This is a genomic window from Salinicola halimionae (assembly GCF_003206065.1).
GTDB classification, from domain to species: Bacteria; Pseudomonadota; Gammaproteobacteria; order Pseudomonadales; family Halomonadaceae; genus Salinicola; species Salinicola halimionae.
The window spans coordinates 788,207-813,776 of sequence record NZ_PZJQ01000004.1 but is presented as its reverse complement, the minus strand read 5'-3'; the positions used below and the strand labels follow the sequence as shown (position 1 = coordinate 813,776).

Here is a 25,570-nt window from a genome sequence, read left to right as displayed (position 1 = left end):
TACGCGAGTTGATCAGGGCAACAACCGCAATCCCCGAGCGTGGTCGAGACTCCATCATCTACCCTGAAGGTGGGTCACGGGCAGTTCTCATGTCGAGCAGCCAACCAATCGTCGAAGGCCTCGACGGTCATTGGCCGGGCCATCCAGTAACCTTGCGCTTCGTCGCAGCCCAGTGCCTGCAGCATCTGGTAACTTTCCGGGGTTTCCACCCCTTCGGCAACCACGTGATAGTCAAGATCATGAGCCATGGAGATCATCGCCTTGATCAGGGTCTGGCTGCGCACTTCGTGATCGATCTGAGCGACGAATGAACGGTCGATCTTTATCACGTCGGCCGGCACTTCCTGCAAGTAGGCCAGGCTGCTATAGCCGGTACCAAAGTCATCGATGGCGATCCTGATGCCGGCTTCCACCAGGACATCGAGCGCTTCGACGGCGGTCCGGGTGTTGCCGATCAGCGCGCTTTCGGTCAGCTCCAGCTCGAGGCCCACTACCGGCAACGCCTGCTCGGCCAGATACGTCTTGAGCCGAGCGGTGAAATCCGACTCTGCGAGGTTGGCTGCAGAGATATTGATGGACACCCGTAACACCAGGCCACGGCGGTACCATATTCCGGCCTGATCGATGGCATGGCGAAGAACCCAATCGGTCAACGACCGGATCATGGGCGTATTTTCGACGAGCGGGATAAATTCGTCGGGGAAGATCGCGCCCAGGACTGGGTGCTCCCACCGAACGAGCGCTTCCACGCCCACACAATCGTCCGTTATCAGGGATACTCTCGGCTGATAGACCAGCTGTAGTTGTCCGGTATCCTCAAGGGCGTGACGAAAGCCACTGATCAGCGCAAAGCGTCGAAGATGCTGCTCATCCAGGGACGAGGAGAATAGGCTTACGCCGGCTTCGCTATCGCGGGCGGACTGACAGGCACTGTGAGCGATTCGCAGTACATCGACCGGGGCGATCTCGCCCAGCCGGAAAGGCGCCACCCCCACCACGGGATGCAACATGAAAGGCGCCGCATCCCCTAACGGCATGCTCAACAACAACTGCCTGAGATGTAACGCCCTGTCCAGCGCTTCGCAATCATTCAGGCAGCGCTCGGTGCTGTCCAAAATGAGCACGTACTGCCCCGGGCCTACCTGGTAAAGCACTGTGGCGACGCCTAGCTGTAGTTGGAGTCGCATGGCAGCTTCACGCGCCACTTCGTCGAGACAAGCCGGCCCCAAAACGCGCTGCAACGAATACATCTCGGCGATATCGATCAGCTCTATGTAAAGCGCGAAACAGCTTGCGCCAGCGCGATCCCGGGCCCGGTCCTCGAGATCCTCGAGAAACTTGCTGCTGTTGTACAGCCCGGTGAGCGGATCGAGTCTGCCGAAGGCATGCTGCAATTCGATCTGGGCCATGACCATCGCTGCCAGATCCTGCAGGACGTTTATCTCATGTTCGGTCACGCTCCGCGGCTCGCTACCCAGTACACACATCGCGCCCAGCGTATAGCCGTCATAAGTTCGCAGTGGTGCCCCGGCATAAAAGCGAATGCCTGATTTCGCCAGGGGGCTGTTGCAATAGTGCGGTGATTCGAGCAGATCCGGCAGCACCAGCACCTGAGAGGAATCCGCCACCTCTCCAAAACACGCCTTGAATCGCGGTATCTCCCAGTGATCGACCCCCACCCGCGACTTGAACCATTGACGATCCTCGTCGGTCAGCGAGACGGCGGCGATGGGTAGATTGAAAAGCTCGCTGGCGATGCGCGTGATGCGATCGAAACTCTCACTAGGCGGGGTATCCAGCAGGTTCAGCTGCCGCAGCGTCAATAAACGTCTGCGCTCGTATTCATCGATCGTCTGAGTATCGAGGGCATTGGCCATCACGAAACTTCCTCTCTGTGGCTTCCAGGCGCTGTCAACGCCTAGCCAGAAGCCTTTGGAAAGGTATCGGCAAAGTGACCAAATTCTTCAACGATCCACATCACGATGTTCGACGATGCCCACGAATGCCTGGCGACCGGAGCGCTAAAGGCACAGCGTTGCCTACGAGACGCCACGCTCCAACACCACCCTTATCGATTAGGCCATGCGTCTTTTCCTCGAAGAGGTAGCCGCAGGTCCGGCCAGGATTGCCGTAAAGCAAACCTCGCCGACTGTGATCGGCGGCCACCGCCACGATATCGACAGCGATTGTGGATCGCGATATTGCTAAAAGCGTTAAAGACCGATGCCAGAATAAAAGCCAACAACCTTTAACGCCATGACGTTTCCGAAAACCGAGGTATAGGAGAAGAATTTTGAAGAGGGTTGCACAGTTGACAAAACGGCAGCCCGTGAAAGCGGGATCTTATATCTAATCCTTTGACTTGTAACGGCGCTCCGAAGAGACGCCGTTGTGCATCGATCTGAAGCCCATAGATGACTCAAGACGACTGACAGGAAGCGATCATATCCTTTTTGGCGTCGTAAATATCCGTTTTCACTTGGGCCAAACCCAGGATGGTGTGAAACAGGTTCGCGTGACTATGCTGAGATGCAGCCTCTGACTGAATGCAGCTGTAGTCGATATTTTCATCTTGCAGGATAGATTTGGAAAGCCACCAGATCATGGGGACATGCGTCTGCTCATCAGGCGCAATCAAATAGGGTAGCCCATGAAGATAGACGCCATTCTCCCCCAGCGATTCACCATGATCAGAGGCGTAAAGCAACGTCGCATCTACGGCGTCCTGGCTCTCTAGGTAGTCGATCATGCCGGACAATACATGGTCGTTATACAATATCGCATTATCATAAGCATTCTTGATGCTTTGCATATCACATTGACTGAGGTCGTCTTCGCGACACACGGGGGTGAATGTTTCATAGGCCTTGGGATAGCGCTTGTAATAGCTAGGACCATGGTTGCCCATTTCATGCAGAACAATGACCGTATTCTTCTTGAGATCCTTCGTTCTATCTTCCAGCGCTTCCCGTAGCGAATCGTCAAAACATTCATTTTTCGTACAACCCGGTTGATGGGTCGATGCGTCCATCTTGATACTCGTCACCCGTTCACAGACGCCTTTGCAGCCGGACTGATTGTCGATCCAGAGGACATCGAAGCCCGCCAACTTCAGGACATCCAGCAGCGACTCATGCTGCTCTATCGCGCTGCCATCATAGTCGTCTCGCCCCCACGGAGAAAACATACACGGAACCGAGACGGCCGTACTCGTGCCGCAAGAACTCACATCCGGATAGTTGACCAGATCGCGTTTGGCAAGCTCCGGGGTCGTCTGTCGCTCGTAACCATTAAGCCCCCAGTTGGCGGCACGGACTGTCTCACCCACCACCATCATGATTAGCTTGGGCTTGACATCACCCACGTAGATCGCGTCAGAGGTCAAGGGTATCTTCGCCTTCACCTTGTTCTTCTCGCTAGCCGTCAGCACTCTTGCCAATGAGACAACATAGTTACCGGGTGTTAGCAGATATCTCATCTCAGGATTATTACGCATCTCCGAAGCGAGACTTTGATAAATCAACAGCGCGCTGCCGATCAACAGAACGACTCCCCCGGAAAAGTAAGCGATCTTTCTCAGGAGTGCGGTTTTCCAGCGGACCGTCGACACCCGGAACCTCAACAGAATCACGATCGGCAATATCGCAAAGAGCAACAGATGCTCGAACAACCCAACGGTCAGCAGCTCGCCCGCCTCATGAGCATCGGTCTGGAGCGTATTGACGACCATCGTGGTGTCGAAATAGGTATGATAGGCAGCGGTAAAATAACTGACACTTGCTGCTGTCAATATCAATAATATCAGGACAGGCTTGACGGTATAACGTGTTGCGATCAGCATGAAGACGACATATTGCAACAGGGTCATCAACACGCCATACCCCAGCAGCGTCAGCCACGATGCTGGCACGCCAGGAGCGTGCATTTCAAACACTTTCTCCCAGAACGGCCCATTATAGAAAAGCGTAAACGAAATCGAGACGATTAAGGTTAAAAGCTCGGGACTAATAACGGGGCGGCGACTCAAAAATTTGGTAATTTTTCTCATACCCCCTCCTTTTTCACATAATGAGCAGGGGTTCTAGCGGATTGGTAACCCGCTGATGAGAGCGGTTCTTTCGATTCCAGATCCACACTGACATGTCTCAACATCAGCCACCCCAGGAGGGCGCTGCATGACCAGCAGATCATGAGCGTGAATAAGTCATGGGATAAGAAATGGGCGCCTCTGAGTTGTTGATCGATGCCAAAGGCCAAACCCATTCCCAGCCCAATGGCCAAGCCAAGAAGCTTCCATTGCGGTACCATGACGGTCAGACAAAAATACAGGGCGATCCAGGCATAGCCCGCGCTGGCATGTCCGGCGGGAAAACATGCGGTGTCGGGCATGCCGGCAGGGCGAACTTCCCATAGGCCAATAAAGGGCAGATTGCCGCCGTAGCGGGCCAGGTCCCAAGGGCAATCCATACTGATGGCATTCTTGATAAGACTGACGGTCACGGTCGATGCGGTGACTGCTGCTATAAGATAGAGAAGAGGCCGACGCCAGTGATTCCATCCTTTTTTCAGGAAAGCGGTCACGGTCAACACGATTAGTACGACACCCATCAACTCGCTCAATGTGCGACCGTCATCATGAAAGACGGATTTGGCGATGACATTATCTCTCAGCAGCCATTGCCCGCCTTCCCACTGATAAAGATAATCGGCAATATGAAAATCAATGCCATAAAGGTGGAAAAACAACATCAGCGGAATAAAAAAAAGCCATCCGTAACACAAACGCAAAAGGTGACGTTCGAAATCTACAGAAGTATGCATAGCCATACCCCTACCATCAGAACCAGGCTGACCAGAACGGCTGCCGACCCCATGTCTTTTGCACTGCCACTGAGAGGATGATGTTCCAGCCCGATCCGATCCACGGTCGCCTCCAGAGCCGAGTTGATCAGCTCCACGATGATGACCAGTAACGCGCTACCGAAGAGCATGGCCCTTTCCAAGCCGGCGACATCCGCCAGCAGCACGACAGGAAGACATAGCGCGCAGATAACGACTTCCTGACGGAATGCCGCTTCCTGTTGCCATGCCTGCTTCAGGCCTGATAAGGAGTACTTCGTCGCGTGGAATATCCGCAGCAGCCCTTTATGTGGCGGTGCAATGGATTGATCTGTCGTAGCTTTCACGAATATCTAGCCCCTCTGACGTTGTGCGACCCACTGTTCAATAACTATTGAACCAGCTTCAGAGAGGGCATCTTGCGAGGATTGACTTAAGATAAAATTATCATTCAAAGAAGAATAATTTTATCTCATAAGCCTTATTTAAGATTAGACGGAAATAGATTTCCTCCCTGTTCATATCCAGTTCCTGAAGGGAATCAGTCCCATAGCCAAGAATTCTTGAAGCGATTTTTTCCATCGTTTTCTGATCAATAAGGCTCTCTTCAGAATATCTGACTTAGGCTCGTCACGACGACAATTCCACGCACATCGCTGATGCTGATTGATTCAATGCTGACTCAGCCATCTATCGCTTATCAGTCCGCATACAATTCATGGATCGCCCCGATGCTCGATCATTTCATAGGCCTGGTGACCGATATCGCATCGCGATATGCGCTACTCGCCTATCTCGTGGTGGGCTTGTCCGCGCTGCTGGAAGCGATGCCCGTGATCGGCGCGCTGTTCCCGGGGTCGATGCTGATTGTGGCCTTGAGCGCGCTGGCCAGTGCCGGGACGTTGGGAACGTTGCCGCTTTTTGTCGCGGCCGTCATGGGCGCCGTTGCCGGTGATGGCCTTTCTTTCTGAATAGGTTCGCATTACCCATCCCGGATCGCTCGAATATGGCCCCTCAGCCGCTACCCGCAGTGGCTGAATCAGGCCGAGTCGTTGTTCAAGCGGCATGGCGGCAAGAGCGTCTTCGCGGCGCGGTTCGTTCAGGGGCCCCGCGCTTTTGTCCCTTTGGTGGCCGGCATGAGTCGGATGCCCGCTAACCGGTTCTACGCGGTCAATATCGCCTCCGCATTGATCTGGGCCCCCAGCCACGTGCTCGCCGGCATATTCCTCGGTACCTCATTGCAGATCCTTGCACAGATCGGCGGCCGTCTGGCCGTGCTGGCGGGGCTGATCGCCGCGTTGGCATGGGCGATTCCATGGATAAGCCGTCGAATCCTGACGCCCTACGGACAACAGGCTTTATCGAAGGCCCAGAAGGGTCTGGCGCGCTGGGCTCGGAGCCCGAGGACACCGGCAGGTCGATACCTGGCACGAATGGCTCACTCGGCAAGCGGCATGCAAACACTGACTATCGTGGCCTTACTGACGATGCTCGGATGCCTATGGGTGTTTGCCGGTCTGCTCGAGGACCTGGTGACGAAAGAGCCCCTGGTCCAAGCCAACCAGGCCATCTTCCATGCCCTACAGGCCCTGCGTTCCCAGTGGGGCGACAGTGTGATGCTGGTGATCACGGAGATGGGAGATGGCTTCGTTACCACTACACTGACCTTGACGATAGCAGCCTGGCTATTGAGCAGGCGGGCTTGGCGCAGCACATGTTATTGGCTGCTGGCGTTGGGAGGGGCGGCTCTGTTCACACCGGGCATTAAAGCTTGGGTGCAATGGCCGCGACCGACCGCCAATCTTTACAGCGGTTGGGAGCTCTTTTCCTTTCCCAGCGGCCACGCCACCATCAATGCCGTCTTGTACGGTTTTCTGGCTTATCTTATCGCTCGCGATCTGTCGGCCAGCTTGCGGAGCTGGGTGATCGGGGCCGCGTGTCTCTGGGTGTCGATGATTGCCTTTTCCCGACTTTACCTCGGCGCCCACTGGTTCGCCGACGTCGTGGCGGGCATGGCCATCGGCACCGCCTGGGCGATTCTCGTCGCGATCTTTCATCAACGGCATGAGACGAAGCGCGTGGAGGCAAAGGGCCTCGCTGCCGTCCTGTTGATCACGCTGACGATCGCATTGCCCTACCATGTCTTTCGGCAACTCGACCTCGATCGTAAACGGTATACCCCCGAGACCGCGGATCAATCGATCAGCTGGCAGCAGTGGTGGCATGGCAGCGCTCCAGGCATCCCGACAAATCGCGTCGATCTGGCCGGTGAGGTGGAAGAGCCGCTGGGACTGCAGTGGGCCGGGAGGCTCGACGCCCTGGGCCGAGCGCTGAGTCGCCAAGGATGGCATGTCGATACGCCCTGGACGTTCGAAAACACTCTAGCGTGGCTAACTCCGGAGGCTGGCGAAACATTCTTACCCGTCCTACCTCGCCTTGATGACGGACACCCTCCTTCCCTGAGCGCATCGCTCGCATTGCAGGGAAGTTCCACACAGAGATTAGTCATTCGAATGTGGCCCACCTCGTTCCGGCTAACGAACGTAGGCAAATCGACAGACGTCCCTTTGTGGAACGGTTCTCTGCGCTTACAGACGCGTAGAACAGTCCTTGAATGGATCTCTTGGGAGCAAGATGAAAAAGCCCCCACATCTATGCAGAAAATGTTATTTAAAACCTTGCAAAATAACGCAACGGCTAAGCTCAAACGATTGAATGACAATGAAGCGAGCGACATTATCGTGGGGCATGCGGTCCCGAACAGAGCAACGACAACGCCGAGTCGTCAGAACCCAGTTTCTCAGGCACTGCCCACCCTGATCCGCGAACCCGACTAGTGCGCGACCCGAATTACCACTTGCCGAATCGGCCGGGCTGACCCACAATACTGTACATAAATACAGTTTTCGAGGCCAGCCACAGGAGTCGCTGCCATGTCGTCTCCCTCTTGCCCTTCCCGCTTTTTGAAAGGCCGCGGAGCGACCTACAATCCCGACAATCGTTTCCAGCCTACCCACAGCACAGTGGAGGACGACGGTTGGTGGCAGGAAGAACTGTCACCTCGGATCGCCACCCGGGTGCAGTTCGAAGCCCCACGCTCGGCGCTTTCCTGGAATCAGTCGCCGGATCTGGGATTCGACCGCTCACTCAATCCCTATCGCGGTTGCGAGCACGGCTGCATCTACTGCTATGCCCGTCCCAGCCACGCCTACTGGGACCTGTCTCCCGGCATCGATTTCGAGACACGGCTGATCGCCAAGACGGGCATGGTCGACCGGCTGCGAGAAGAGCTGTGCAAACCGGGATATGTCTGCCGGCCGATCAATCTCTCCGGCAATACCGACTGCTACCAGCCGATCGAGGCGCAACATGGCACGACGCGCTCGCTGCTGGAACTACTGCTGGCGTGCCGCCATCCGGTCACGCTGGTGACCAAGAGCACCCTCATTCTGCGCGACCGCGAACTGCTCGCCGAGATGGCGCGTCACCGACTCGTTAGAGTATTCGTAAGCCTGACCTCGCTCGACAATGAACTGAAGCGCACTCTGGAGCCGCGTACTGCCTCTCCCGCGGCGCGGCTCAAGATCGTTCGAGACCTGCATGAAGCCGGGGTGCCAGTCGGCGTTCTGGTGGCCCCGGTGATCCCCGCCATCAACGACAGCGAGATCGAGACCCTCCTGAACCATGCCGCTGAAGCCGGCGCCCGCACCGCCAGCTGGACGTTGTTGCGATTGCCGCGAGAGGTTTCACCGCTGTTCGAGGCCTGGCTGGAGGCGCACTATCCGGATCGCGCGGGCAAGGTGATGAGCCTGATCCGCCAATCTCGGGGCGGCCAAAACAATGACAGCCGCTTCGGTCACCGCATGCGAGGGGACGGGTTGTTCGTCGACATGATCGGCCAGCGTTTTCGCCGCGCCGCAACGCGTTTGGGACTGGAACGGCGCGCCGACCTGGGCCTGGATATCACGCAATTCAGGGCACCTCATGCCCAGCAGGATCTGTTCAACTGAGCCACGAAGGCGGCAACGCCTCGGTAATCATCGATTCGAATGAGTGGGCCGCCAGGAAACCAACAGATGGCTCGCGATATCTCGCGCCATCTCCACGGGCCGAGTATTGCCCTCCCTGAGAACCCCCACCACCGCACCATCGATCAATAGCTGGAAGTGGCCGGCGAGCCGGTCGGGTTGCCGATAACCGGACTCGTGAAGCCTATCGGACAGCAGCCTTATCTGCGCTAGCTTGTGCTCCCTCGCGATGCGATGCGTTTCGCCATGTCGATCGGCGGCCTCCACCATCGCATTGATGAAAGCGCAGCCACGAAAATCATCGGCGCCGTAGCGTTCCGCCACCACGTCGAACACGCGAAGAGGATCACTGCCGCAAGAGGCCAACGCGGCGCCGAACACCGTCAGTGTTTTTTCGTTGCGGCAGCGAAGAACCGCGTGCAGTAAAGCCTCCTTGCTCTCGAAATGTCGGTAGAACGAGGCCCGCCCAATGCCGGCAGCGGCGATCAGTTCACTGATACCAACGGCTTGAATTCCCTCGCGATAGAAAAGCGTTTCCGCCGTCGTGATCAGCCTGTCACGGGCGTTTGTCGGCATTCTTCATCTCCTGCACGCTTGACTCGTCATGGTAATGACCAGTACCGTTTCAACTCAAATGGTACCGATCGGTTCTATTATTTTCCAGCGGGAGACCCACCGATGATCTCCGACGTTACGACCCTGGCGGTGACAGCGCTGCTGCTGTTTGGCTCTCCGGGGCCCGGCCCGATGACGATAGTCGCGACATCGGCTACCTTTGGCATTCGCCGGACGATCTCGCTATACCTCGGTATCCTGCTCGGCCTGGGATTATCGATGGTCGCCGCCTCTCTCGGGCTGGCGACGTTGCTGGCAGCCTGGCCCAGCCTCAAATCGGCTCTGCAGATTCTCGGAGGCCTGTATGTGCTCTACCTGGCCTATCGAATCGCCACGACCCCACTGGACCCGAATCAGGCCGGTGGATCATGCCTGACATTAACCGATGGCGTTCTACTCAATATACTGAACCCCAAGTCCTATGCAGTCCTGTTGGTGATCTACTCCAAATTTCTCCTGCCAGTGTCTCCCGTGGTCGCGGCCTACCTGATGACGATGCTCACCTGCATGGCAGTCGCAGTCATCACCAATCTTTTTTGGCTGTGCCTGGGCGGTGCGATACGCCCACTGTTTCAGCACCCCGCGGCTTCACGACGGTTACGGTTCGGCTTTGCAGCGCTAATGGTGATCGCCGTTTGCTGGGCACTCTTCTACAGCTGATACCTGGAAAGACCTGACCCATGCTGAGCCAAGGCATGAGTAACTTCCTGCCTGACGAGATCCAGACGTTCCCAATGGGCCTCAGCTCCGCCATTCGCGCAGTGTCACGATTTCGCCCCCGTCCTACCGGTTAAGATTTCTTTAAGCCTGAACCGCGACCATGTAGCCTCCCTGCTATCGAATCTAGAGTACAGTCAGCCGTGGCTGATACCGTTTTCAATTATTGCTTTCACGAAGGAAGGGGGAGATCGATGTTTGAAACCCTCTTCGAATCGAGAAAGGACTCGCCGAAGGCGATTGCCTAGCAACAATTTGCTGCCAGGCGCCATTGCCAAGAACCGTCAGAACTCTCTTCAGGAACTCCTCATCGATGCACGCGCCACTTACATCGCCCCTGCTTTCCATTCTGATTCCCGCCAAGGACGAAGTCGGCAATCTCCCCGGCCTGCTCGATGAAATCAGTCTGGCGCTCTCTTCCGTCGACCATGAAGTCATCGTGGTCGACGATGCCTCGACGGACGGTACCTGGGAGATGCTGAAGCAGCGCGCGGCGCAGGATTCACGATTGCGCCCGTTGCGCCATGCTCGCAGCGCGGGACAAAGCACCTCGGTATGGCAGGCGGCATGGTCGGCCCGAGGAACCTGGCTGGGTACGCTGGACGGCGATGGCCAGAATGATCCCGCGGACCTTCCAAAGCTGTTCGAACGAGCCCAACTGGGAGACGTTACGCTGGTCGCGGGTCATCGCACCAACCGCCGCGATGACTGGATCAAACGCGTTTCTTCCAAGGTCGCCAACCGCGTCCGCTCGGCATTGCTCGATGATGCGACACCGGATACCGGTTGTGGTCTCAAGGTGATCCACCGCGATACCTTCGTTTCGCTACCCTACTTCGATCATATGCACCGATTTTTGCCCGCCCTGGTTCGTGCCCAGGGAGGCGAATGTGTCTCTGTCCCGGTCAATCACCGCCCGCGCGGCACGGGTGAGTCGCACTACGGCCTCAATAATCGGCTATGGGTAGGGATCGTGGATATGATCGGGGTCATGTGGTTGCGTCGACGTAGCCGATTGCCGGCAACCGTCATCGACACGATCTCGCCAACGGTAGAGAAGCCCGAGAGTCAGGCGGACGCGAACAAGGAGGCGCCAGCATCATGAATCAAGAATGGTTGTGGGTCGCTATCGGATTCGTGGGTCAGGCGCTGTTCTCAGCGCGCTTCATCATCCAGTGGCTTGCCAGCGAGCGCGCCAGACGCAGCATCATTCCGGTCGCCTTCTGGTTTTTCAGCCTGGGCGGTGGCGCAACGCTACTGGCCTACGCCATCTATCGACGTGACCCGGTGTTCATCGCAGGCCAGGGCGCGGGGCTGATCATCTATATCCGGAATCTCGTGCTGATTCGGCGGGAGAAACGCCAGTCTGATTCTACGAAAAACGCATCCTCGGAAAACGCTTCGAACTCCTGAACGAGATCCTTCGCCCATGCGACGCTTCTGGACCGATCCCTCACAAGCGCAATATCGGCGTGCCTGGCTGTTATTGCTGCTCTTCACCATCTTGCTACTGGGCATCGGCATTGGCCTGCGCGACCCGTGGCCGGCCGACGAGCCGAGATTCGCGCTCAATGCGCTGGAAATGCTACGCACCGGGCAATTCTGGTTTCCGCACCGCGGTGGCGAGCTCTACCCAGATAAGCCGCCGGTGTTCATGTGGGCCTCGGCTCTCAGCATTTGGCTCACCGGCTCCGTACGCTGGGGGTTTCTGATACCCACGACGCTGGCCGGCGTAGGCACCCTGTTACTGGTCGTCGATCTCTGTCGGCGTCTTCATGGTCGACGCGTCGCGCTGCTTTCCGGTCTCGCCATGCTGGCAGCATTTCAGTTCGTGCTGCAGGCCAAGACGGCACAGATCGATATGATGCTGACGTTCTGCACGACGCTGGCAACCTACGGTATGTTACGCCATGCCCTGCTCGGGCCCGCCAAGGGTTGGTGGCTGGTGGGCTGGGCGGCGATGGGGCTCGGCATTATCACCAAAGGCGTCGGCATCCTGCCACTGACGCTATTGCCGGCCTGGCTATGGATGAGCTATTCCAGCGATTTTCGCAAAAACTCTCGCGGGCAAATCACACGCCTCACACTCAAGGATGCCATTCAGGGCATCGCCGTCATGCTGCTATGCGTTGCCGCCTGGGCGGTGCCGATGACCGTCATGGCGACATGGGGCGACGATCCCTCTCTGGCCGCGTATCGCGACAATATACTGTTCAAGCAGACCGGCCAGCGCTATGCCGACTCCTGGGCCCACCTCAAACCCTGGTACTACTATTTGATCAACGTCCTGCCATGGGCGTGGATGCCGCTGGTTCTCGCCTTCCCCTGGGCGATCCCCGCCTGGTGGCGCCGCTTGCGACGGTCCGACGCGCGTATCCTGCTACCACTGAGTTCGGTCATCCTGATCGTAATCTTCTTTTCCCTGTCACCCGGCAAGCGCGGCGTCTACATGTTGCCGACCGTACCGTTGCTGGTGATGACGATGGCACCGTTGCTCCCCGGGCTGATCCGCAAGAAAGGTCTGCACTGGCTGGGATTCGGCCTGCTTAGCTTGCTGGGCGGCATCCTGCTGATCACGGGAGTCCTCGGCGCCGCCGGCTTACCCGCACTGGCCAAAGTCGCCGAGCGCCATGCCGTATCGCCGTGGGCGTGGTGGATCGTGATTGGCGTCATCGCGGTGGGGCTACTGATCGCCATGCGGCCCCGCCGCGGCCTGTGGGCGCTGGCGAGCTGGCTGATGGTTTTCTGGGTCAGTTGGTCGACCTGGGGCTATGCGCTACAGGATCATGCTCGCTCGCCACGGGATATGATGACCAAGGTGGAATCGATTACCGGTGCCGGTAGCTGGCTGGCGATGCCGGATTATGACGAAGAATTTTTACTGCAGTCGCGTCAGCCCAGCATCCAGTTCGGTGACCGGACGCCGGCGAGCGATCAGTTTCGGCGGGCTTTCGCCTGGCTGCAGCAGGACGACAGCCGCTGGATGTTCGCCATGGAACGACAAGCCGAGGACTTCGCCTGCATCGAGTCGGATCAGGTCATCGACATGGGCATTCAAAATGGTGACGACTGGTGGCTGATTCCGGCATCTGCAGCCGCCCAATGCAAGGGAGATGACAAGGCTGCGCCGTTATTCGTGGCGCCGACGACGCTGCCGGACGATACCGGCAGCGCGCCCCGCGTCTGAAGAAAGGAATGGGCCGGAGATGCAAGACGAGGATCTGGATTTTGTGCCGGTTGGCCGGCGAATCAGGCGACCGGATCAAGCCAATCCAACTGGACTTCCAAACCACCGCCTTCACGGTTGGCGAGCGTCATCGTCAACCGCTGACGCTGAGCAATCTCGACTGCGATCGAAAGCCCCAATCCGCTGCCGCTGATACGCTGGTCTGAAGCGCGTTGGAAGCGTTGTGTTACCGCATCCAGCAGAGTTTCGGGGATGCCGGGGCCGGAATCGGCAATGGTGAGCCAAGGGCGCCGTTTTTCGGTGCCCATGGCGACGACCACCTCGCCGCCTTCGGGCGTGTAGCGCAGCGCGTTATCCATCAGGTTGCGAACCAGAATCTCCAGCTCGGTGGTATTGCCGCTCACATTGACCGGATCGCCTTCGACGATCTCCAGCATCTGCTGCCGGGATTCGGCCAGCGGCCAGAGATCGGCGGCCAGATCCATGACCAACACCGGTAGCGAGATCGTCTCTGGCGCCGGACGCTCCTGATGAAACTCGAGGCGCGCCAACAACAGCAGTTGTTCGACGACACGCTGTAATCGCTCGATACCGTTATAGGCTTTATCCAGCGCGCTAGGCTCGCCATAGCGCGCGTTATCGAGATGAATTTTCATCGCTGCCAATGGGGTGCGCAGCTCATGGGCCGCGTCGGCGGTGAATCGCCGCTCACGCTCGAGGGTCAGGCCGAGACGCGTAATGAACTCATTGAGCGCGCCGCGCAAAGCTTGAAGCTCGCGAGGCACGGCGACACCTATGGGGCGCAAATCTTTTTCGTCCCGGGTCTGTACCTGGCGCGATAGATGATCGATCGGCTTCAAGCCGCGCCGGATCAGCCTGGCAATCAACCAGATCAGTATCGGCAGTGCCAGCAGCAGCGGGACAAAATTTCCCAGCGCCACCTTGTTGGAAAGCTCATCCTGAAACGACTCGCGCAGGCCCACGCTGATCCAGCGCCCACCTTCCACTGGCATGCTGAACACGCGCCAGCGATGGTTGTCATAAGACACCCAGCGATGCCCCTCCTTGACCGGCGCGGGAAAGCTCTGGTCTCTGGCGTCCCAGCGGGCGCCCATCAACATCGGCCGATGTTCGACATCCCAGAACCCGACCGAAAGCATCCGCTCTTCGTGACCGTAGAGCTTGGGCTCGGCGCCCGGGGAAATGGGGCTGGCGGTCTGACCGTACCAACGAGCGAAGTGGCCAGGCTGGGAGAGCTGTTCGGCTATCGCCCGATATTCTTCCGACGTGGTGTCGACATCGGCCAATGCGGAGACGACCCGTGCCTGGAGACTCAACTGCGCATCGAAGATCTCTTCCATCTCATGGCGCGTGATCAGATACGCGGCAGTGACCGCCAGCCCCATGACGACTACCAGCACGCCGACGAGCGTGACATTGAGATAACGGCGAATCGATGTCATGCCACGCGACTATCCAGACGGTAGCCGATACCTCGTACGGTAGTGATCAGATGTTTGTCGAGCTTGCGTCGTAGATGATGGACGTGGACTTCCAGCGCGTTGGAACCGACCTCTTCTCCCCAGCCGTAAAGCAGGCTTTCCAGTTTGGGGCGCGACATGACCTTGTCGCTGTTTCGGGCCAGTTCGAGCAGCAGGGCAAACTCGCGCCGCGCGAGTGCGATGGGAGCCCCTTTCCAGCAAACTTCGTGCTGGGCTTCGTCGATGGTCAACTGGCCGATCGACAGCAGTTGAGTCGACCGACCTTCGGCACGACGCGTCACCACGCGCATCCTCGCCAGCAGTTCCTGCAGATCGAACGGTTTGAGCACGTAGTCGTCGGCCCCGGCGTCCAGCCCCATGATGCGCTGCTCGACCGCGTCGCGTGCGGTCAGGATCAGCACCGGCAGCGGATACTGACGACGCATCTCCTTGAGCACCACGAGACCGTCGATGTCCGGCAGCCCCAGATCGAGTACGACCAGCGAGAAAGGTTCGACGCGTACTGCTTCCAGCGCATCGCGGCCTTTCATCAGCCAATCCACCACATAGCCTTCCCGGATCAGGGCAGTCCGGATGCCATCCCCCAGCAGCGGGTCGTCTTCTACCAACAGTACGCGCATTGCCGTATCCGTATCGTTTGGCCATCGAGGAAATCGACGGTTGGTCTTTCAACTGATGCCATTGAGACACATCGACCTTAACGGTTTCTTAGCAGGTGTTGTCACACCACCGATGCTGCTGTCCGTCGATCATGCATGTCATCACGGGATGCGGTCCAACTCTCGTCCCTGACTGACATTCATAATGTTTCGTTAAGGCGGCCCCATCACAGTGAGCGTCTCACAACTCCGTCGAGGCGTGATCGCGTGATTCTTACCCGCCAGTTATCGCACTCTCTTCATTTTCTGAAGTGGGAGGCCAGGCACCGAGACGCCCTGGTCATTGCCCTGCTGTGGTCGATGGTGCTGGCCAGCGCTCTGGCGCGGCCATTGATGCCGATCGACGAAACCCGCTACGTCTCGGTTGCCTGGGAGATGTGGCACGCCCACTCGTTTTGGCTACCCCTGATGAACGGAGAGCCCTATGCCGACAAGCCGCCGCTGCTGTTCTGGCTGATCCAGTCCGGTTGGGCCCTGTTTGGCGTCAATGCATGGTGGCCAAAGCTGATTTCGCCACTGGCGTCGCTGATCGCGATGGCCCACCTATACCGTATCGCCCGCCGGTTGGGCTACGCCGGCAGCCAGGCTCGACTGGCACCGATGGTGCTGTTCGCCATGTTGATGTGGAATCTCTACAGCGGCGCGCTGATGTTCGACATCCTGCTCAGCGCCTGCCTGCTGGGTGCCATTTCGCCACTGGTCGCGGGTCAGTTCAACTTGCGCAAGGCCATCATCAGCGGGCTGTGGCTGGGGGCGGCACTGCTCGCCAAGGGGCCGGCCGTGTTCGTGACCCTCGGGCCGATTCTACTGACGATTCCGCTGTGGCGGGCGTCACCGCTAGGCAAGCCCGGCCGGCGCCATCTCGCCATTGCCCTGTTGTTGGGGCTCGCCACGCTGACGACCTGGGCGCTTCCCGCGGCCTGGCTAGGAGGACAAGATTATGCTCAGGATCTGCTCTGGGGCCAGAGTATTGACCGCCTTCAACAGGCCATGGCTCATGCTCGGCCGAGCTGGTGGTACCTTCCCTGGCTAGCGCTGCTCGCGTTCCCCTGGACCCTGTGGCCATCATGCTGGCCACGCCTGCCGCGCCATCGTCACCAGCGCCTTGCCTGGATCTGGCTAGTCGGACCGCTGGCGATTTTCTCGTTGATCAGCGGTAAGCAGATCCACTACCTGATGCCGCTGTTGCCGGCTCTCGCACTGCTGATCATGGATCGTCTTGGCAGTGCCGATCCATACACCCGTCTTCGCTCTCGCCTGACGGCGGTAGCCTTCGCCCTGCTCGGCCTGACGGCTCTGACCCTGATAATCACTGGCACCGGCACCCTGAGCCGCGCCATGCTGTCGCCTTTTGGCGCTCTCGCCCTGGTCGTGTGGGCCGCGATTCTCTGGCGTCAGAATTGGGTTGGCGCGCCAACAGCAACGCGAGGCCTGGCGCTGGGCGCTGGTATCGCAGTGCTGATTGCCACCCAATTGATGCTGGCACCGATGTGGAGCCGCTACGACGTCAGCGAACCTGGTCGGCTATTGGCCCACCTGGAACATGCGGGCACTCCGGTCGCCTACAATGGCAACGGCTATCAAGCGACTTTCCAGTTCGCCGGCCGTCTGGGCAACCCCTTGATCACGTTGAACGGCACTTCGTCGGATCTATGTCGCTTCCAACGTCAGGCCCCCGAAGGCTGGGTGATCGGGCGCGATCGTGATCTCCGCTCGTCGATCGGCGACCCCAACCTGGCCCACGTCTTCGAGTACCGAGGTGGGCAGTTGGATGTCGTACCGGTCGCCGCGTTGTCATTCGATGGCCGGATGCCGGCATGCGCCCCTCGGAGCCCAGACGTCGCCCAATGACTAGACTGATAAAAGATTCGTTAAGGATATGACCCGTATGAAAATCCTCGTCACCGGTGCGGCCGGATTCATCGGCTTTCATCTCGCCGACCGCCTCGTTCGAGAGGGCCACAATGTCGTGGCACTCGATAACCTCAACGATTACTACGCGGTGTCGCTCAAACAGGCTCGCGTGGAGCAGCTATCGGGCGTCCCTTTTCATCGAATCGACATTAGCGATCTTGCCTCTCTGGAGACGCTTTTCACGCGCGAACGCTTCACTCATGTCGTCAACCTGGCCGCTCAAGCCGGCGTGCGACACTCGGTCGACCACCCTCATGAATACGGCCACAGCAACCTGACCGGTTTTCTCAATCTGCTCGACGTGTGCAAGCGTCACGACGTCGAGCACCTGCTCTACGCCTCATCCAGTTCGGTCTACGGTCGCCAGAAGACATTGCCGTTCCGGGAAACCGACCCCGTCGATCAGCCGGCTTCGATCTACGCCGCGACCAAACGCGCCAACGAAATGATGGCCTATAGCTACGCCGACCTGCACCGACTGCCCTCGACCGGCATGCGTTTTTTTACCGTCTACGGCCCCTGGGGACGCCCCGACATGGCGCCCTGCCTGTTTGCCGCCAGTCTGCTGCGTGGCGACCCGATCGAACTCTTCAACCACGGTCGCATGGCACGGGATTTCACCTATATCGACGATGTCATCGAGTGCATCGTGCGACTGCTTCCCCTCCCTCCAAAACCAGCGCCGACGCCGAACCTCGAACGCCGCGCGCCTCATGAGATCTACAATCTGGGCCGCGGCAAGCCAATTGCCTTGCTTGACTTCGTCGATACGCTGGAAAAGCGCCTGGGAACCACCGCCATCAGGCATTTCAAGCAGATGCAGCCAGGCGACGTCGAACAAACCTGGGCAGACACCCATAAACTGCGATCCCTGATTCACTACACACCTCAGGTGACACTCGAACAGGGCATCGATCACTTCGTGACCTGGCTGCTCGAGTATCGCAGGCTAGTCCTGGAAGCCATGACTGCCTGACGACCGGTCATAGATCATGACCGTTTCTCCGACGAGAAGCGGTCGCCGGACGGCGCTTGTTGGCGTAGCATTTACGTTCCCGAAGTCACCTCGACTGCCGAGCCGCGCATGTCTTTGAATAATACGTCCTTGAGCAAAACCCGGACCAGCTTCTACCGTCGCCTTTACGTTGCCCACCTCATCGACGCCGGCCTTGCCGAAAGCGTGCCGGCCATCGTCGAAGTCAGCGGCATGCCACGTCGCACCGCTCAGGACACCCTCGCTGCGCTGGGCGAGCTCGACATTTCATGTGAATTCGAGCAGTCCGCCGGCGAGCGTCATCAGATCGGGCGCTACGTGATCCGCGACTGGGGGCCGATATCGCCGGCATGGGTGGAAAGCCGCGCCGAGGGGATTGCCAGCGCACTGGGCTATCCGCTTCCCAGGCCTTGAGCCCGCGGCCTAACGCGGTAATCGCTATCAGTCGGAGTCGCCCATGAGCGATCGCCAGCAGCGTCACCAGCAAGCCATGCAGAAACTCAAGACCCACGTCGACGAGAAGGTCGCCGCCGCCACCGAGCAGCGGGGCCTGCTGCTGGTGTTTACCGGCAACGGCAAGGGCAAGACCACGGCGGCCTGGGGCACCGTTACCCGCGCGCTGGGCTACGGCTACCGGGCCGGCGTGATTCAGTTCATCAAAGGACTTTGGGAGTGCGGGGAACGCGACCGGCTGATCGACGATCCCCATCTCGAAGTCCACGTGATGGCAACGGGCTTTACCTGGGACACCCAGAACCGCGACAGCGACACCGCTGCCTGCCTGGAGGTGTGGCAAGAAGCCGAGCGCCTGCTCGCCGATCCTGATGTCTACCTGGTGGTGCTCGACGAGATCACCTACATGCTCAAGTTCGGCTATCTGGATTTCGCGGCGGTCAAGCGCGCCATCGCCAATCGCCCGCCGGAACAGAGCGTCATCGTGACGGGGCGCAATGCCCACCGCGAACTGGTCGAGATGGCTGACACGGTCACTGAAATGCAAGACACCAAGCACGCCTTCAATGCCGGATTGCAGGCCCGTCGCGGCATCGACTACTGAGAAAAACTACCTGCGTTGGCAATACTGCGTTAAAAGCGGCCTCACAATGCTCATTTAGAACGCTAAACTGCGCTTGCTTGGCCGTTTTTGCCTTGTCTTGCCTGCCTCGCTTACGTTTTTCCAAAGGCTTATTAAGACTATTGACTACGGTATCGGCCCAAAGCCCGGCACACCTGCCGCACGGCCCGGATCATGCGCGGCCCGGGGCGGCTGATCGCATCGGGATCCAGCGTATAGAGCGCTCCGTCGCGCACCGCCGGCAACTCGTCGTGGCTGGCCCAGAACGCCTGCCAGCGATCGTCATCGCCCGCCGCCAGAATGACCTGCGGCTGCGCTTCGACCAGCGACTCCCAACCAATCTGAGGGACCAATACCGGTGCCTCGTCGAACAACGGCTCACCGCCGCAGTGACGAATGACCTGAGTCACGATCTGACCGCTGGCCAACGTGGTCAAGGGTGACTGACCTAACTGGTAGAAGACCCGCGGTGCCGGCGACAGCTGTTGCGCGGTGTCGTCCAGTGCTTGTTCGAAACGCGCGGCGGCTTGCTTTCCGGCATCGACATGCCCGGTGAGCCGACCGATATCCCGCAGTTCGCCCGCGATCTGATCTAACTTGCGCGGCTCGCTGCGGTAGACGGGAATATCCAACCGTTCGAGCTGTTCGATCAGCGACGCCGGCGTTCCGCTGGCCCAGACCAGCACCAGATCGGGCTGCTTGGCGACGATCAGTTCGAGCGGAATGCCGCGATAGCTGCCGACGCGATCGATCTGCCGCGCCGTCGGGGGATAATCGCTGCCATCGATGGCGCCGACCAGCTGCTTGCCGGCGCCGACGGCATAGCTCAACTCCACCAGGTGCGGCGCGAGCGCGATGATACGTTCGGCAGGCTGAGTCAGCGTCACGATGCGGCCGCTATCGTCCTCGACGCTGATGGCAGCCGCATGCACTCCGCCCCCGGGTGCCGCGGCCGCCGGCCCCCCGACGACGGTCAGCGCCACTGCCAGTGCTATCGGCACCAACCGCCAGAAGCACGCTGGGCTTGATCGGCTTGGCAATGGGGAAAGACAGCGCATCATCGACTCGACAACTTGGGATAAAGGGGTGGGCGAGCATAGCATGGGAACCGAATGACGCTGGAGGCGTCTATGCAGCGCTCAGCGCTGGTGTAAACGACGCTTTAATACCAGTTTTTCGATACGTCCGGTTTTTCGAAAGAGGAAATGCCATGTCTCCCGATACACCCATCCATCTTCGTCCCTCATTGCGCCACCCAGCCAACTCGCAGAATCTGGGCCGCACCGTCGGGCTCGGCCTGGCCGCGGTGCTGGCGACGCTGACGCTCGCCACGCCGGCGCTCGCCGACAAGACACCGCATCAGATTCATGTTCAGGCCAATGCAACGCTCGATGTCGCACCGGACCAGGCGACGCTGAACGCGCGTCTGTGGGAGCGGACACCTACCCAGATTCAGGGAGAGGAGTCCTCCGGCGAGAGCGGCGCCATCAAGCAAGCGCGAGATCGGCTGGAGTCCCGTACCGGCGAGTTGATCCGCACTTTGGAAAACGCTGGCATCGACAGCAAGAACATTCGTGCCGGCTCGCTCAGCGTACGTCCGGATTACGTGCAGACCGCCAGTCAGGGTGATGACGGCAAGCCCCCCAAGGTGCGGACGCAGGTCGAACGTTCGGTGTCGTTGACGCTAGACAAGCTGGACCGTCTGCCGCGCGTTCTCGACGCCTTGACCGCCGCGGGCGTCGATTCCCTCGACGGCGTCAGCTACGGACTCAAGGATAGCGATGCCGCCAACGACCGTGCGCTCAAGCAGGCACTCGAGCGCGCCCGTCATAAGGCCGAGATGATGGCGGACACGCTGGATGTCGATCTGGGCGACGTCGTCAGCATCGAAGAGACCACGGCACCCCGCTATCAACCGCAGATGATGATGCGAGCCGCCGAAGCCGACAGCGGTGGCAGCTCGTCGGAATATCGCAGCGGAGAGATCAGCATCGATGCCGGCGTCAGCGTCAGCTGGGAAATCGACGATTGAGCTGAAATCGCCACCGCCACTCGCTGAGTGACCGATAGAAAGAAAGGGCCGCCGCTGCGGCCCTTCTTCATCGTGCAGCATTTATCCGGTTACTCGAAGGAGTTGGCGTCACCCATCCTCGCTAGACGCGACGCGTGAGCCGGCCGAGAACGATCTCCGCGACCAGAGCCACCGCGAGTATCGCGGTCAGCCAGCGCCAGTCGAACCCCGCCCCCAATGCGCCGAGGGCATCCAGAAACACCACCACGATCGCCAACGGGCAGATATAGCGAATTGCGAATCGCCACAGGGCGTGAACCGCCGTCGGTAGTCCCAGTTCCTCCTCTAGCTGCTCTCGCCGTAACACGAATCCCGCCAGCAGCGCCGTCCCCAACCCGCCCAACGGCATCAGGAAGCGCGACGTCAGAAAGTCGAGCCAATCGAAGAAGTGACGCCCCGCCAGCTTCCAGTCCGCGCCGACGTTGAACGACAGCATCGCCAGCGTACTCACGATCCACAGCAGGATACCGACACTCCAGGCTGCCCTGACGCGAGATAGACCGTGACTTTCGTTCAGCCACGCCACCGTGGCTTCGATCATCGAGATGGCGGATGTCAGTGCGGCCACGGTCAGCATCAGAAAGAAGATCGTCTCGACCACGTCCCCCAACGGCATCTGATGAAATGCCAACGGCAGGCTCATGAAGATCAGGCCAGGGCCGGACGCCGGATCCATGCCGTTGGCGAAGATCACCGGAAAGATCGCCAGTCCGGCCATCAGTGCCACCAGCGTATCGCAAAGGGCGACCATCAACGTGGTGCGGCCGATGGATTGACCTGCCGGCAGATAGGCGCCGTAAGTCAGGATCGCCCCGGAGGCCAGCGACAAGGTGAAAAAGGCGTGCCCCATCGCCGCCAGTACCGCCTGCCCGGTGAGCTTGCCGGGGTCGAAGTCGAACAAAAAATGCACCCCGGCACCAAAGCTGCCGGAAAAAACGGCATAGACGATCATCACCACCAGCATGATCACCAGGCCCGGCATCATCCAGCGCACGCTGCGCTCGATACCCGCCTGCACACCCAGCCCCACGATCGCCATCGTGGCCAGTGTGACGAGCGTGCTCCAGAACCCAAGATTCCAGGGGTTGGCGTTATTGGCACTGAAGATGGCGGCCATTCCCTCGACGCTGTTGGCAGCGAGCCCGCCGGTGAGTGACTTCCACAGATAGGAGACCGCCCAGCCGGCGACCACCACGTAGAACGACAGGATCAGGAAGCCACACAGCATCGCCATCCAGCCCAGACCCGACCACAGCCGGCTACGCCCGGACTCCCTCGCCACCCGTCGGATGGCGTCGATCGGGCTGCCGCGCCCCCGGCGCCCCAGCGCGATTTCGGTCATCATTACCGGCACGCCAATGGCGGCAATGCACAGCAGATAGACCATGACGAACGCGCCGCCGCCGTATTCGCCGGTCATGTAGGGGAACTTCCAGATGTTGCCCAGGCCTACCGACGAGCCGGTGGCCGCCAGGACGAAGCCCCAGCGTCCCAGCCAAAGATTCTTGGGTCGTGCGATTGCGGTCATGCGTCCTCGTCATTCCAGCAGACGGCCCGATCCTGAAGGCTTCCATCAAGCCCGGATCCGGCACAGAAAGTGGCCCACGGCGGGCACCCAGTCGCCCTTGTCGGGTACGGGAGACCCAACAAGGGCGCTGCGGCGGGGGATTGTAGCGTCGCCGCGAGCCATGCGCGACCGGATCGGGATTGGTACGATGCGGGAGCTTGTGCAAAGCTTGGCGCTCAGCGATGATTCGGCCCTTTCTTCGGCCCACTCGCCGCCCGTGTTCATTTAAGACTCGGCAGAGTCGGCGTCAGGCCCGGCCGATCTACTTCAGCCCACCTGACCTGCACTCGACAAACGCCTCACAAGGAGATTTCGATGTCCCGGCACTTTGCCATTCTGGGGTTGGGCTATTTCGGCAGTACCGTAGCGCGAGAATTGAAACGCCACCAGAATCAGGTGTTGGGGGTCGATGCGGACGAGACCCGCGTCGACGCGCTTTCGGATATTCTCGATCACGCCGTCATCGCCGACCTCACCGATGAAAAGGCGCTAGGCGAGCTTTCGCTGGACGCCTATGACGTCGTGGTGATCGATGTCGACGACAACGTCGAGGCAAGCGTGACCTGCACGCTCCACGTCAAGGAGCTTGGCGCCAAGGAGATCTGGGCCAAGGCCCATTCCGACTCCCACTACAAGCTGCTCAAGCGTCTCGGGGCCGATCGCGTGGTATACCCGGAATACGATGTCGGTGTTCGGGTGGCGGAGAGCCTCAACTATCACGCCATGGTCGATTTCATTCGCCTCGGCGAGCGCCAGTTCATCGTCGAGATCGAGACCACCGAGCACCTGATCGAGCACTGCGCCAGCGTCGCCAATCTGTCGATCGACCGCGATGCACTGTTCCTGGTCGCCATCAAACGTGGCGAAGAAGTCCTCCGCAACCCCGCCGACGACACACCGCTACAAGTCGGCGATAGCCTGATCCTGATGGGTGATCTGCAAGCCTTGCGCGAAATCGGCAAGCAGATATGACCATTTCGGTGGTCTCCCTACTCGAACCGGGCTCGGAGAAGCACCCGTGAGACGCTGGCAACGCTTGAAACAACCCTTTCGTCGGGCACCTCATGGCAACGTCATTCGGCTATCTCCGCCGGAAGTGCTGCTGATCGGCTTCGCCCTGCTGTGTGCCATCGGCGCCCTGCTACTCTGGCTTCCCGGCAGCGCTACAAGGCCACTGGCCTGGCACGAAGCCCTGTTTACCGCGACCTCGGCAGTTACTGTCACCGGGCTCAGCGTGATCCATGTCGGTCATGATCTGACATTCGTCGGCCAACTGGTATTGCTGTTCCTGATTCAGATCGGTGGATTGGGGTTCATGACCTTCGCTGCGCTCACGGTACTGCTAATGGGCACTCGGCTGCCGCTGAGCCAGCAGAATCTGGTGCGCGAGGCGTTGGGCGAAATCGCCTTCAGCGACGTGCGACATCTGGTCAAGCTGGTTATCGTCTTCGCGCTATTGGTCGAAGGCAGCGGCACGCTGTTATTGGCATGCCACTGGGTGCCCGAATACGGCCTGGCGATGGGCCTCTGGCACAGCCTCTTTCACGCCGTCTCCGCATTCAATAACGCTGGCTTTTCGACCTTCCCCGATAGCCTGACTCATGAAGTCCGCGATCCACTGGTCAACGGCGTGATAACGCTGATGTTCGTCGTCGGTGGACTGGGCTTCGTGGTGGTGAGCGACCTGTATCGTCGTCGACGCTGGTCGCGTCTGGCGATGCAGACCAAAGTCGTGCTGCTGGCTACATTCTGGCTCAACGTAATAGCCACGGCGATTCTGTTGGGGCTGGAGTGGACCAATCCCGACACGCTGGGCGGTCTGGGAGATATCTTCAGCAAGGTGCAGGCCGCCTGGTTCCAGGCCGTCACCCCGCGTACGGCCGGGTTCAATACGCTGGAGATCGGTTCGCTGACCGACGCCTCGACACTACTGGTGATGCTGTTGATGTTCATCGGCGCGGGGTCGAGTTCCACCGCCAGCGGTATTAAGATCACTACCTTCGTGGTGCTGCTGCTGACGGCTCGGGCGTTCTACCGCAATACCGAGCACCCCACGGCGTTCGGCCGCTCGATCACTCAGGAAACGGTGATCAAGGCGATCACGGTCGCGCTGGCCGGCGTCTCGCTGGTCTTCCTGACCCTGTTCGGGCTCACCATCACCGACGGCGACCACTCATTTCTCGATCTGGCATTCGAGACGGTTTCCGCGTTCGGCACTGTCGGGCTTTCCCGAGGTATCACCAGCGATTTTTCGTTGCCAGGGCAATTTTTGCTGGGACTGACCATGCTGCTGGGTCGTGTGGGGCCGTTGTCCGTGGGTTATTTCCTGGCGACTCGTCAGGCGCGCGGACTGCGCTATGCCAAGGGAGAAATCCAGATCGGTTAACGATGAACCCGAGTGC

General features: G+C 59.4%; 22 protein-coding genes and 1 pseudogene. 14 read left to right on the top strand and 9 right to left on the bottom strand.

The window, feature by feature from the left end:
* Positions 1 to 74 precede the first annotated feature (74 nt).
* From DOM27_RS09585 to DOM27_RS09570, 4 genes are all read right to left on the bottom strand, one after another.
* On the bottom strand, positions 75 to 1,877 hold the full coding sequence (locus DOM27_RS09585) for a sensor domain-containing phosphodiesterase (RefSeq protein WP_110655785.1): 1,803 nt from the start codon (positions 1,875 to 1,877) through the stop codon (positions 75 to 77).
* A gap of 542 nt (positions 1,878 to 2,419) precedes the next feature.
* The gene (locus tag DOM27_RS09580) at positions 2,420 to 4,048 is read right to left on the bottom strand and encodes a phosphoethanolamine transferase (RefSeq protein WP_110655784.1); all 1,629 of its coding nucleotides are present in this window, start codon (positions 4,046 to 4,048) and stop codon (positions 2,420 to 2,422) included.
* Complete coding sequence (locus DOM27_RS09575; protein WP_110655783.1) at positions 4,045 to 4,821, bottom strand: phosphatase PAP2 family protein; 777 nt, start codon at positions 4,819 to 4,821, stop codon at positions 4,045 to 4,047. The genes DOM27_RS09580 and DOM27_RS09575 overlap by 4 nt, the downstream gene beginning before the upstream one ends.
* Entirely contained in the window at positions 4,806 to 5,186 is a 381-nt protein-coding gene (locus DOM27_RS09570; protein WP_342588610.1) for a diacylglycerol kinase, read from the bottom strand. The genes DOM27_RS09575 and DOM27_RS09570 overlap by 16 nt, the downstream gene beginning before the upstream one ends.
* Before the next feature lie 384 nt (positions 5,187 to 5,570).
* Here DOM27_RS09570 and DOM27_RS09565 point away from each other — a divergent pair, with 384 nt between their 5' ends.
* The 3 genes from DOM27_RS09565 (at position 5,571) to DOM27_RS09555 (ending at position 8,849) form a co-directional block, all read left to right on the top strand.
* Positions 5,571 to 5,810: an SNARE-associated domain-containing protein gene (locus DOM27_RS09565; protein WP_110655782.1), complete on the top strand. Its 240-nt coding sequence runs from the start codon at positions 5,571 to 5,573 to the stop codon at positions 5,808 to 5,810.
* Complete coding sequence (locus DOM27_RS09560; RefSeq protein WP_342588619.1) at positions 5,811 to 7,676, top strand: bifunctional DedA family/phosphatase PAP2 family protein; 1,866 nt, start codon at positions 5,811 to 5,813, stop codon at positions 7,674 to 7,676.
* Positions 7,677 to 7,772: 96 nt separating this feature from the next.
* Positions 7,773 to 8,849, top strand: a complete 1,077-nt coding sequence (locus DOM27_RS09555; RefSeq protein WP_110655780.1) for a PA0069 family radical SAM protein — start codon at positions 7,773 to 7,775, stop codon at positions 8,847 to 8,849.
* Positions 8,850 to 8,876: 27 nt separating this feature from the next.
* Here DOM27_RS09555 and DOM27_RS09550 read toward each other — a convergent pair whose 3' ends face one another.
* Positions 8,877 to 9,443, bottom strand: coding sequence for a TetR/AcrR family transcriptional regulator (locus tag DOM27_RS09550; protein ID WP_110655779.1), 567 nt, complete (start codon positions 9,441 to 9,443; stop codon positions 8,877 to 8,879).
* Positions 9,444 to 9,545: 102 nt separating this feature from the next.
* On the opposite strand from DOM27_RS09550, the gene DOM27_RS09545 reads away from it, so the two are divergent.
* The 4 genes from DOM27_RS09545 (at position 9,546) to DOM27_RS09530 (ending at position 13,386) form a co-directional block, all read left to right on the top strand.
* The gene (locus DOM27_RS09545; protein WP_110655778.1) at positions 9,546 to 10,142 is read left to right on the top strand and encodes a LysE family translocator; all 597 of its coding nucleotides are present in this window, start codon (positions 9,546 to 9,548) and stop codon (positions 10,140 to 10,142) included.
* Between the two features lie 370 nt (positions 10,143 to 10,512).
* Entirely contained in the window at positions 10,513 to 11,304 is a 792-nt protein-coding gene (locus DOM27_RS09540) for a glycosyltransferase family 2 protein (protein WP_110655777.1), read from the top strand.
* Positions 11,301 to 11,612, top strand: coding sequence for a lipid-A-disaccharide synthase N-terminal domain-containing protein (locus DOM27_RS09535; RefSeq protein WP_110655776.1), 312 nt, complete (start codon positions 11,301 to 11,303; stop codon positions 11,610 to 11,612). The genes DOM27_RS09540 and DOM27_RS09535 overlap by 4 nt, the downstream gene beginning before the upstream one ends.
* Positions 11,613 to 11,628: 16 nt before the next feature.
* Entirely contained in the window at positions 11,629 to 13,386 is a 1,758-nt protein-coding gene (locus DOM27_RS09530; RefSeq protein WP_110655775.1) for an ArnT family glycosyltransferase, read from the top strand.
* Between the two features lie 62 nt (positions 13,387 to 13,448).
* Here DOM27_RS09530 and DOM27_RS09525 read toward each other — a convergent pair whose 3' ends face one another.
* The gene (locus DOM27_RS09525; protein ID WP_110655774.1) at positions 13,449 to 14,849 is read right to left on the bottom strand and encodes an ATP-binding protein; all 1,401 of its coding nucleotides are present in this window, start codon (positions 14,847 to 14,849) and stop codon (positions 13,449 to 13,451) included.
* Positions 14,846 to 15,508 (bottom strand): response regulator, encoded by a 663-nt coding sequence (locus tag DOM27_RS09520; protein WP_110655773.1) that lies wholly within the window; start codon positions 15,506 to 15,508, stop codon positions 14,846 to 14,848. Before DOM27_RS09520 ends, DOM27_RS09525 begins: the two co-directional genes overlap by 4 nt.
* Positions 15,509 to 15,754: 246 nt before the next feature.
* Here DOM27_RS09520 and DOM27_RS09515 point away from each other — a divergent pair, with 246 nt between their 5' ends.
* From DOM27_RS09515 to cobO, 4 genes and pseudogenes are all read left to right on the top strand, one after another.
* Positions 15,755 to 17,398: an ArnT family glycosyltransferase gene (locus tag DOM27_RS09515; protein WP_157956744.1), complete on the top strand. Its 1,644-nt coding sequence runs from the start codon at positions 15,755 to 15,757 to the stop codon at positions 17,396 to 17,398.
* 37 nt (positions 17,399 to 17,435) lie between these two features.
* The gene (locus DOM27_RS09510) at positions 17,436 to 18,437 is read left to right on the top strand and encodes an SDR family NAD(P)-dependent oxidoreductase (protein ID WP_110655771.1); all 1,002 of its coding nucleotides are present in this window, start codon (positions 17,436 to 17,438) and stop codon (positions 18,435 to 18,437) included.
* A gap of 108 nt (positions 18,438 to 18,545) precedes the next feature.
* Positions 18,546 to 18,869 (top strand): winged helix-turn-helix domain-containing protein, encoded by a 324-nt coding sequence (locus DOM27_RS09505; RefSeq protein ID WP_110655770.1) that lies wholly within the window; start codon positions 18,546 to 18,548, stop codon positions 18,867 to 18,869.
* A 31-nt stretch (positions 18,870 to 18,900) separates the two neighbouring features.
* Positions 18,901 to 19,512, top strand: a pseudogene (gene cobO / locus DOM27_RS09500) (cob(I)yrinic acid a,c-diamide adenosyltransferase); the annotation flags it as partial.
* 137 nt (positions 19,513 to 19,649) lie between these two features.
* On the opposite strand, the gene DOM27_RS09495 reads toward cobO, so the two are convergent.
* Positions 19,650 to 20,531: a cobalamin-binding protein gene (locus tag DOM27_RS09495; protein ID WP_157956743.1), complete on the bottom strand. Its 882-nt coding sequence runs from the start codon at positions 20,529 to 20,531 to the stop codon at positions 19,650 to 19,652.
* A 209-nt stretch (positions 20,532 to 20,740) separates the two neighbouring features.
* Here DOM27_RS09495 and DOM27_RS09490 point away from each other — a divergent pair, with 209 nt between their 5' ends.
* Complete coding sequence (locus DOM27_RS09490) at positions 20,741 to 21,562, top strand: SIMPL domain-containing protein (RefSeq protein WP_110655767.1); 822 nt, start codon at positions 20,741 to 20,743, stop codon at positions 21,560 to 21,562.
* 121 nt (positions 21,563 to 21,683) lie between these two features.
* Here DOM27_RS09490 and DOM27_RS09485 read toward each other — a convergent pair whose 3' ends face one another.
* Positions 21,684 to 23,129 carry a sodium-dependent transporter gene (locus DOM27_RS09485; protein ID WP_110655766.1) on the bottom strand — a complete coding sequence of 482 codons (1,446 nt, stop codon included), beginning with the start codon at positions 23,127 to 23,129 and terminating at the stop codon, positions 21,684 to 21,686.
* A gap of 354 nt (positions 23,130 to 23,483) precedes the next feature.
* Here DOM27_RS09485 and DOM27_RS09480 point away from each other — a divergent pair, with 354 nt between their 5' ends.
* A complete protein-coding gene (locus DOM27_RS09480; protein WP_110655765.1) occupies positions 23,484 to 24,140 on the top strand; it encodes a potassium channel family protein in 657 nt (218 codons plus the stop codon).
* A 46-nt stretch (positions 24,141 to 24,186) separates the two neighbouring features.
* Complete coding sequence (locus tag DOM27_RS09475; RefSeq protein WP_110655764.1) at positions 24,187 to 25,554, top strand: TrkH family potassium uptake protein; 1,368 nt, start codon at positions 24,187 to 24,189, stop codon at positions 25,552 to 25,554.
* The last annotated feature ends 16 nt before the right edge of the window (positions 25,555 to 25,570 follow it).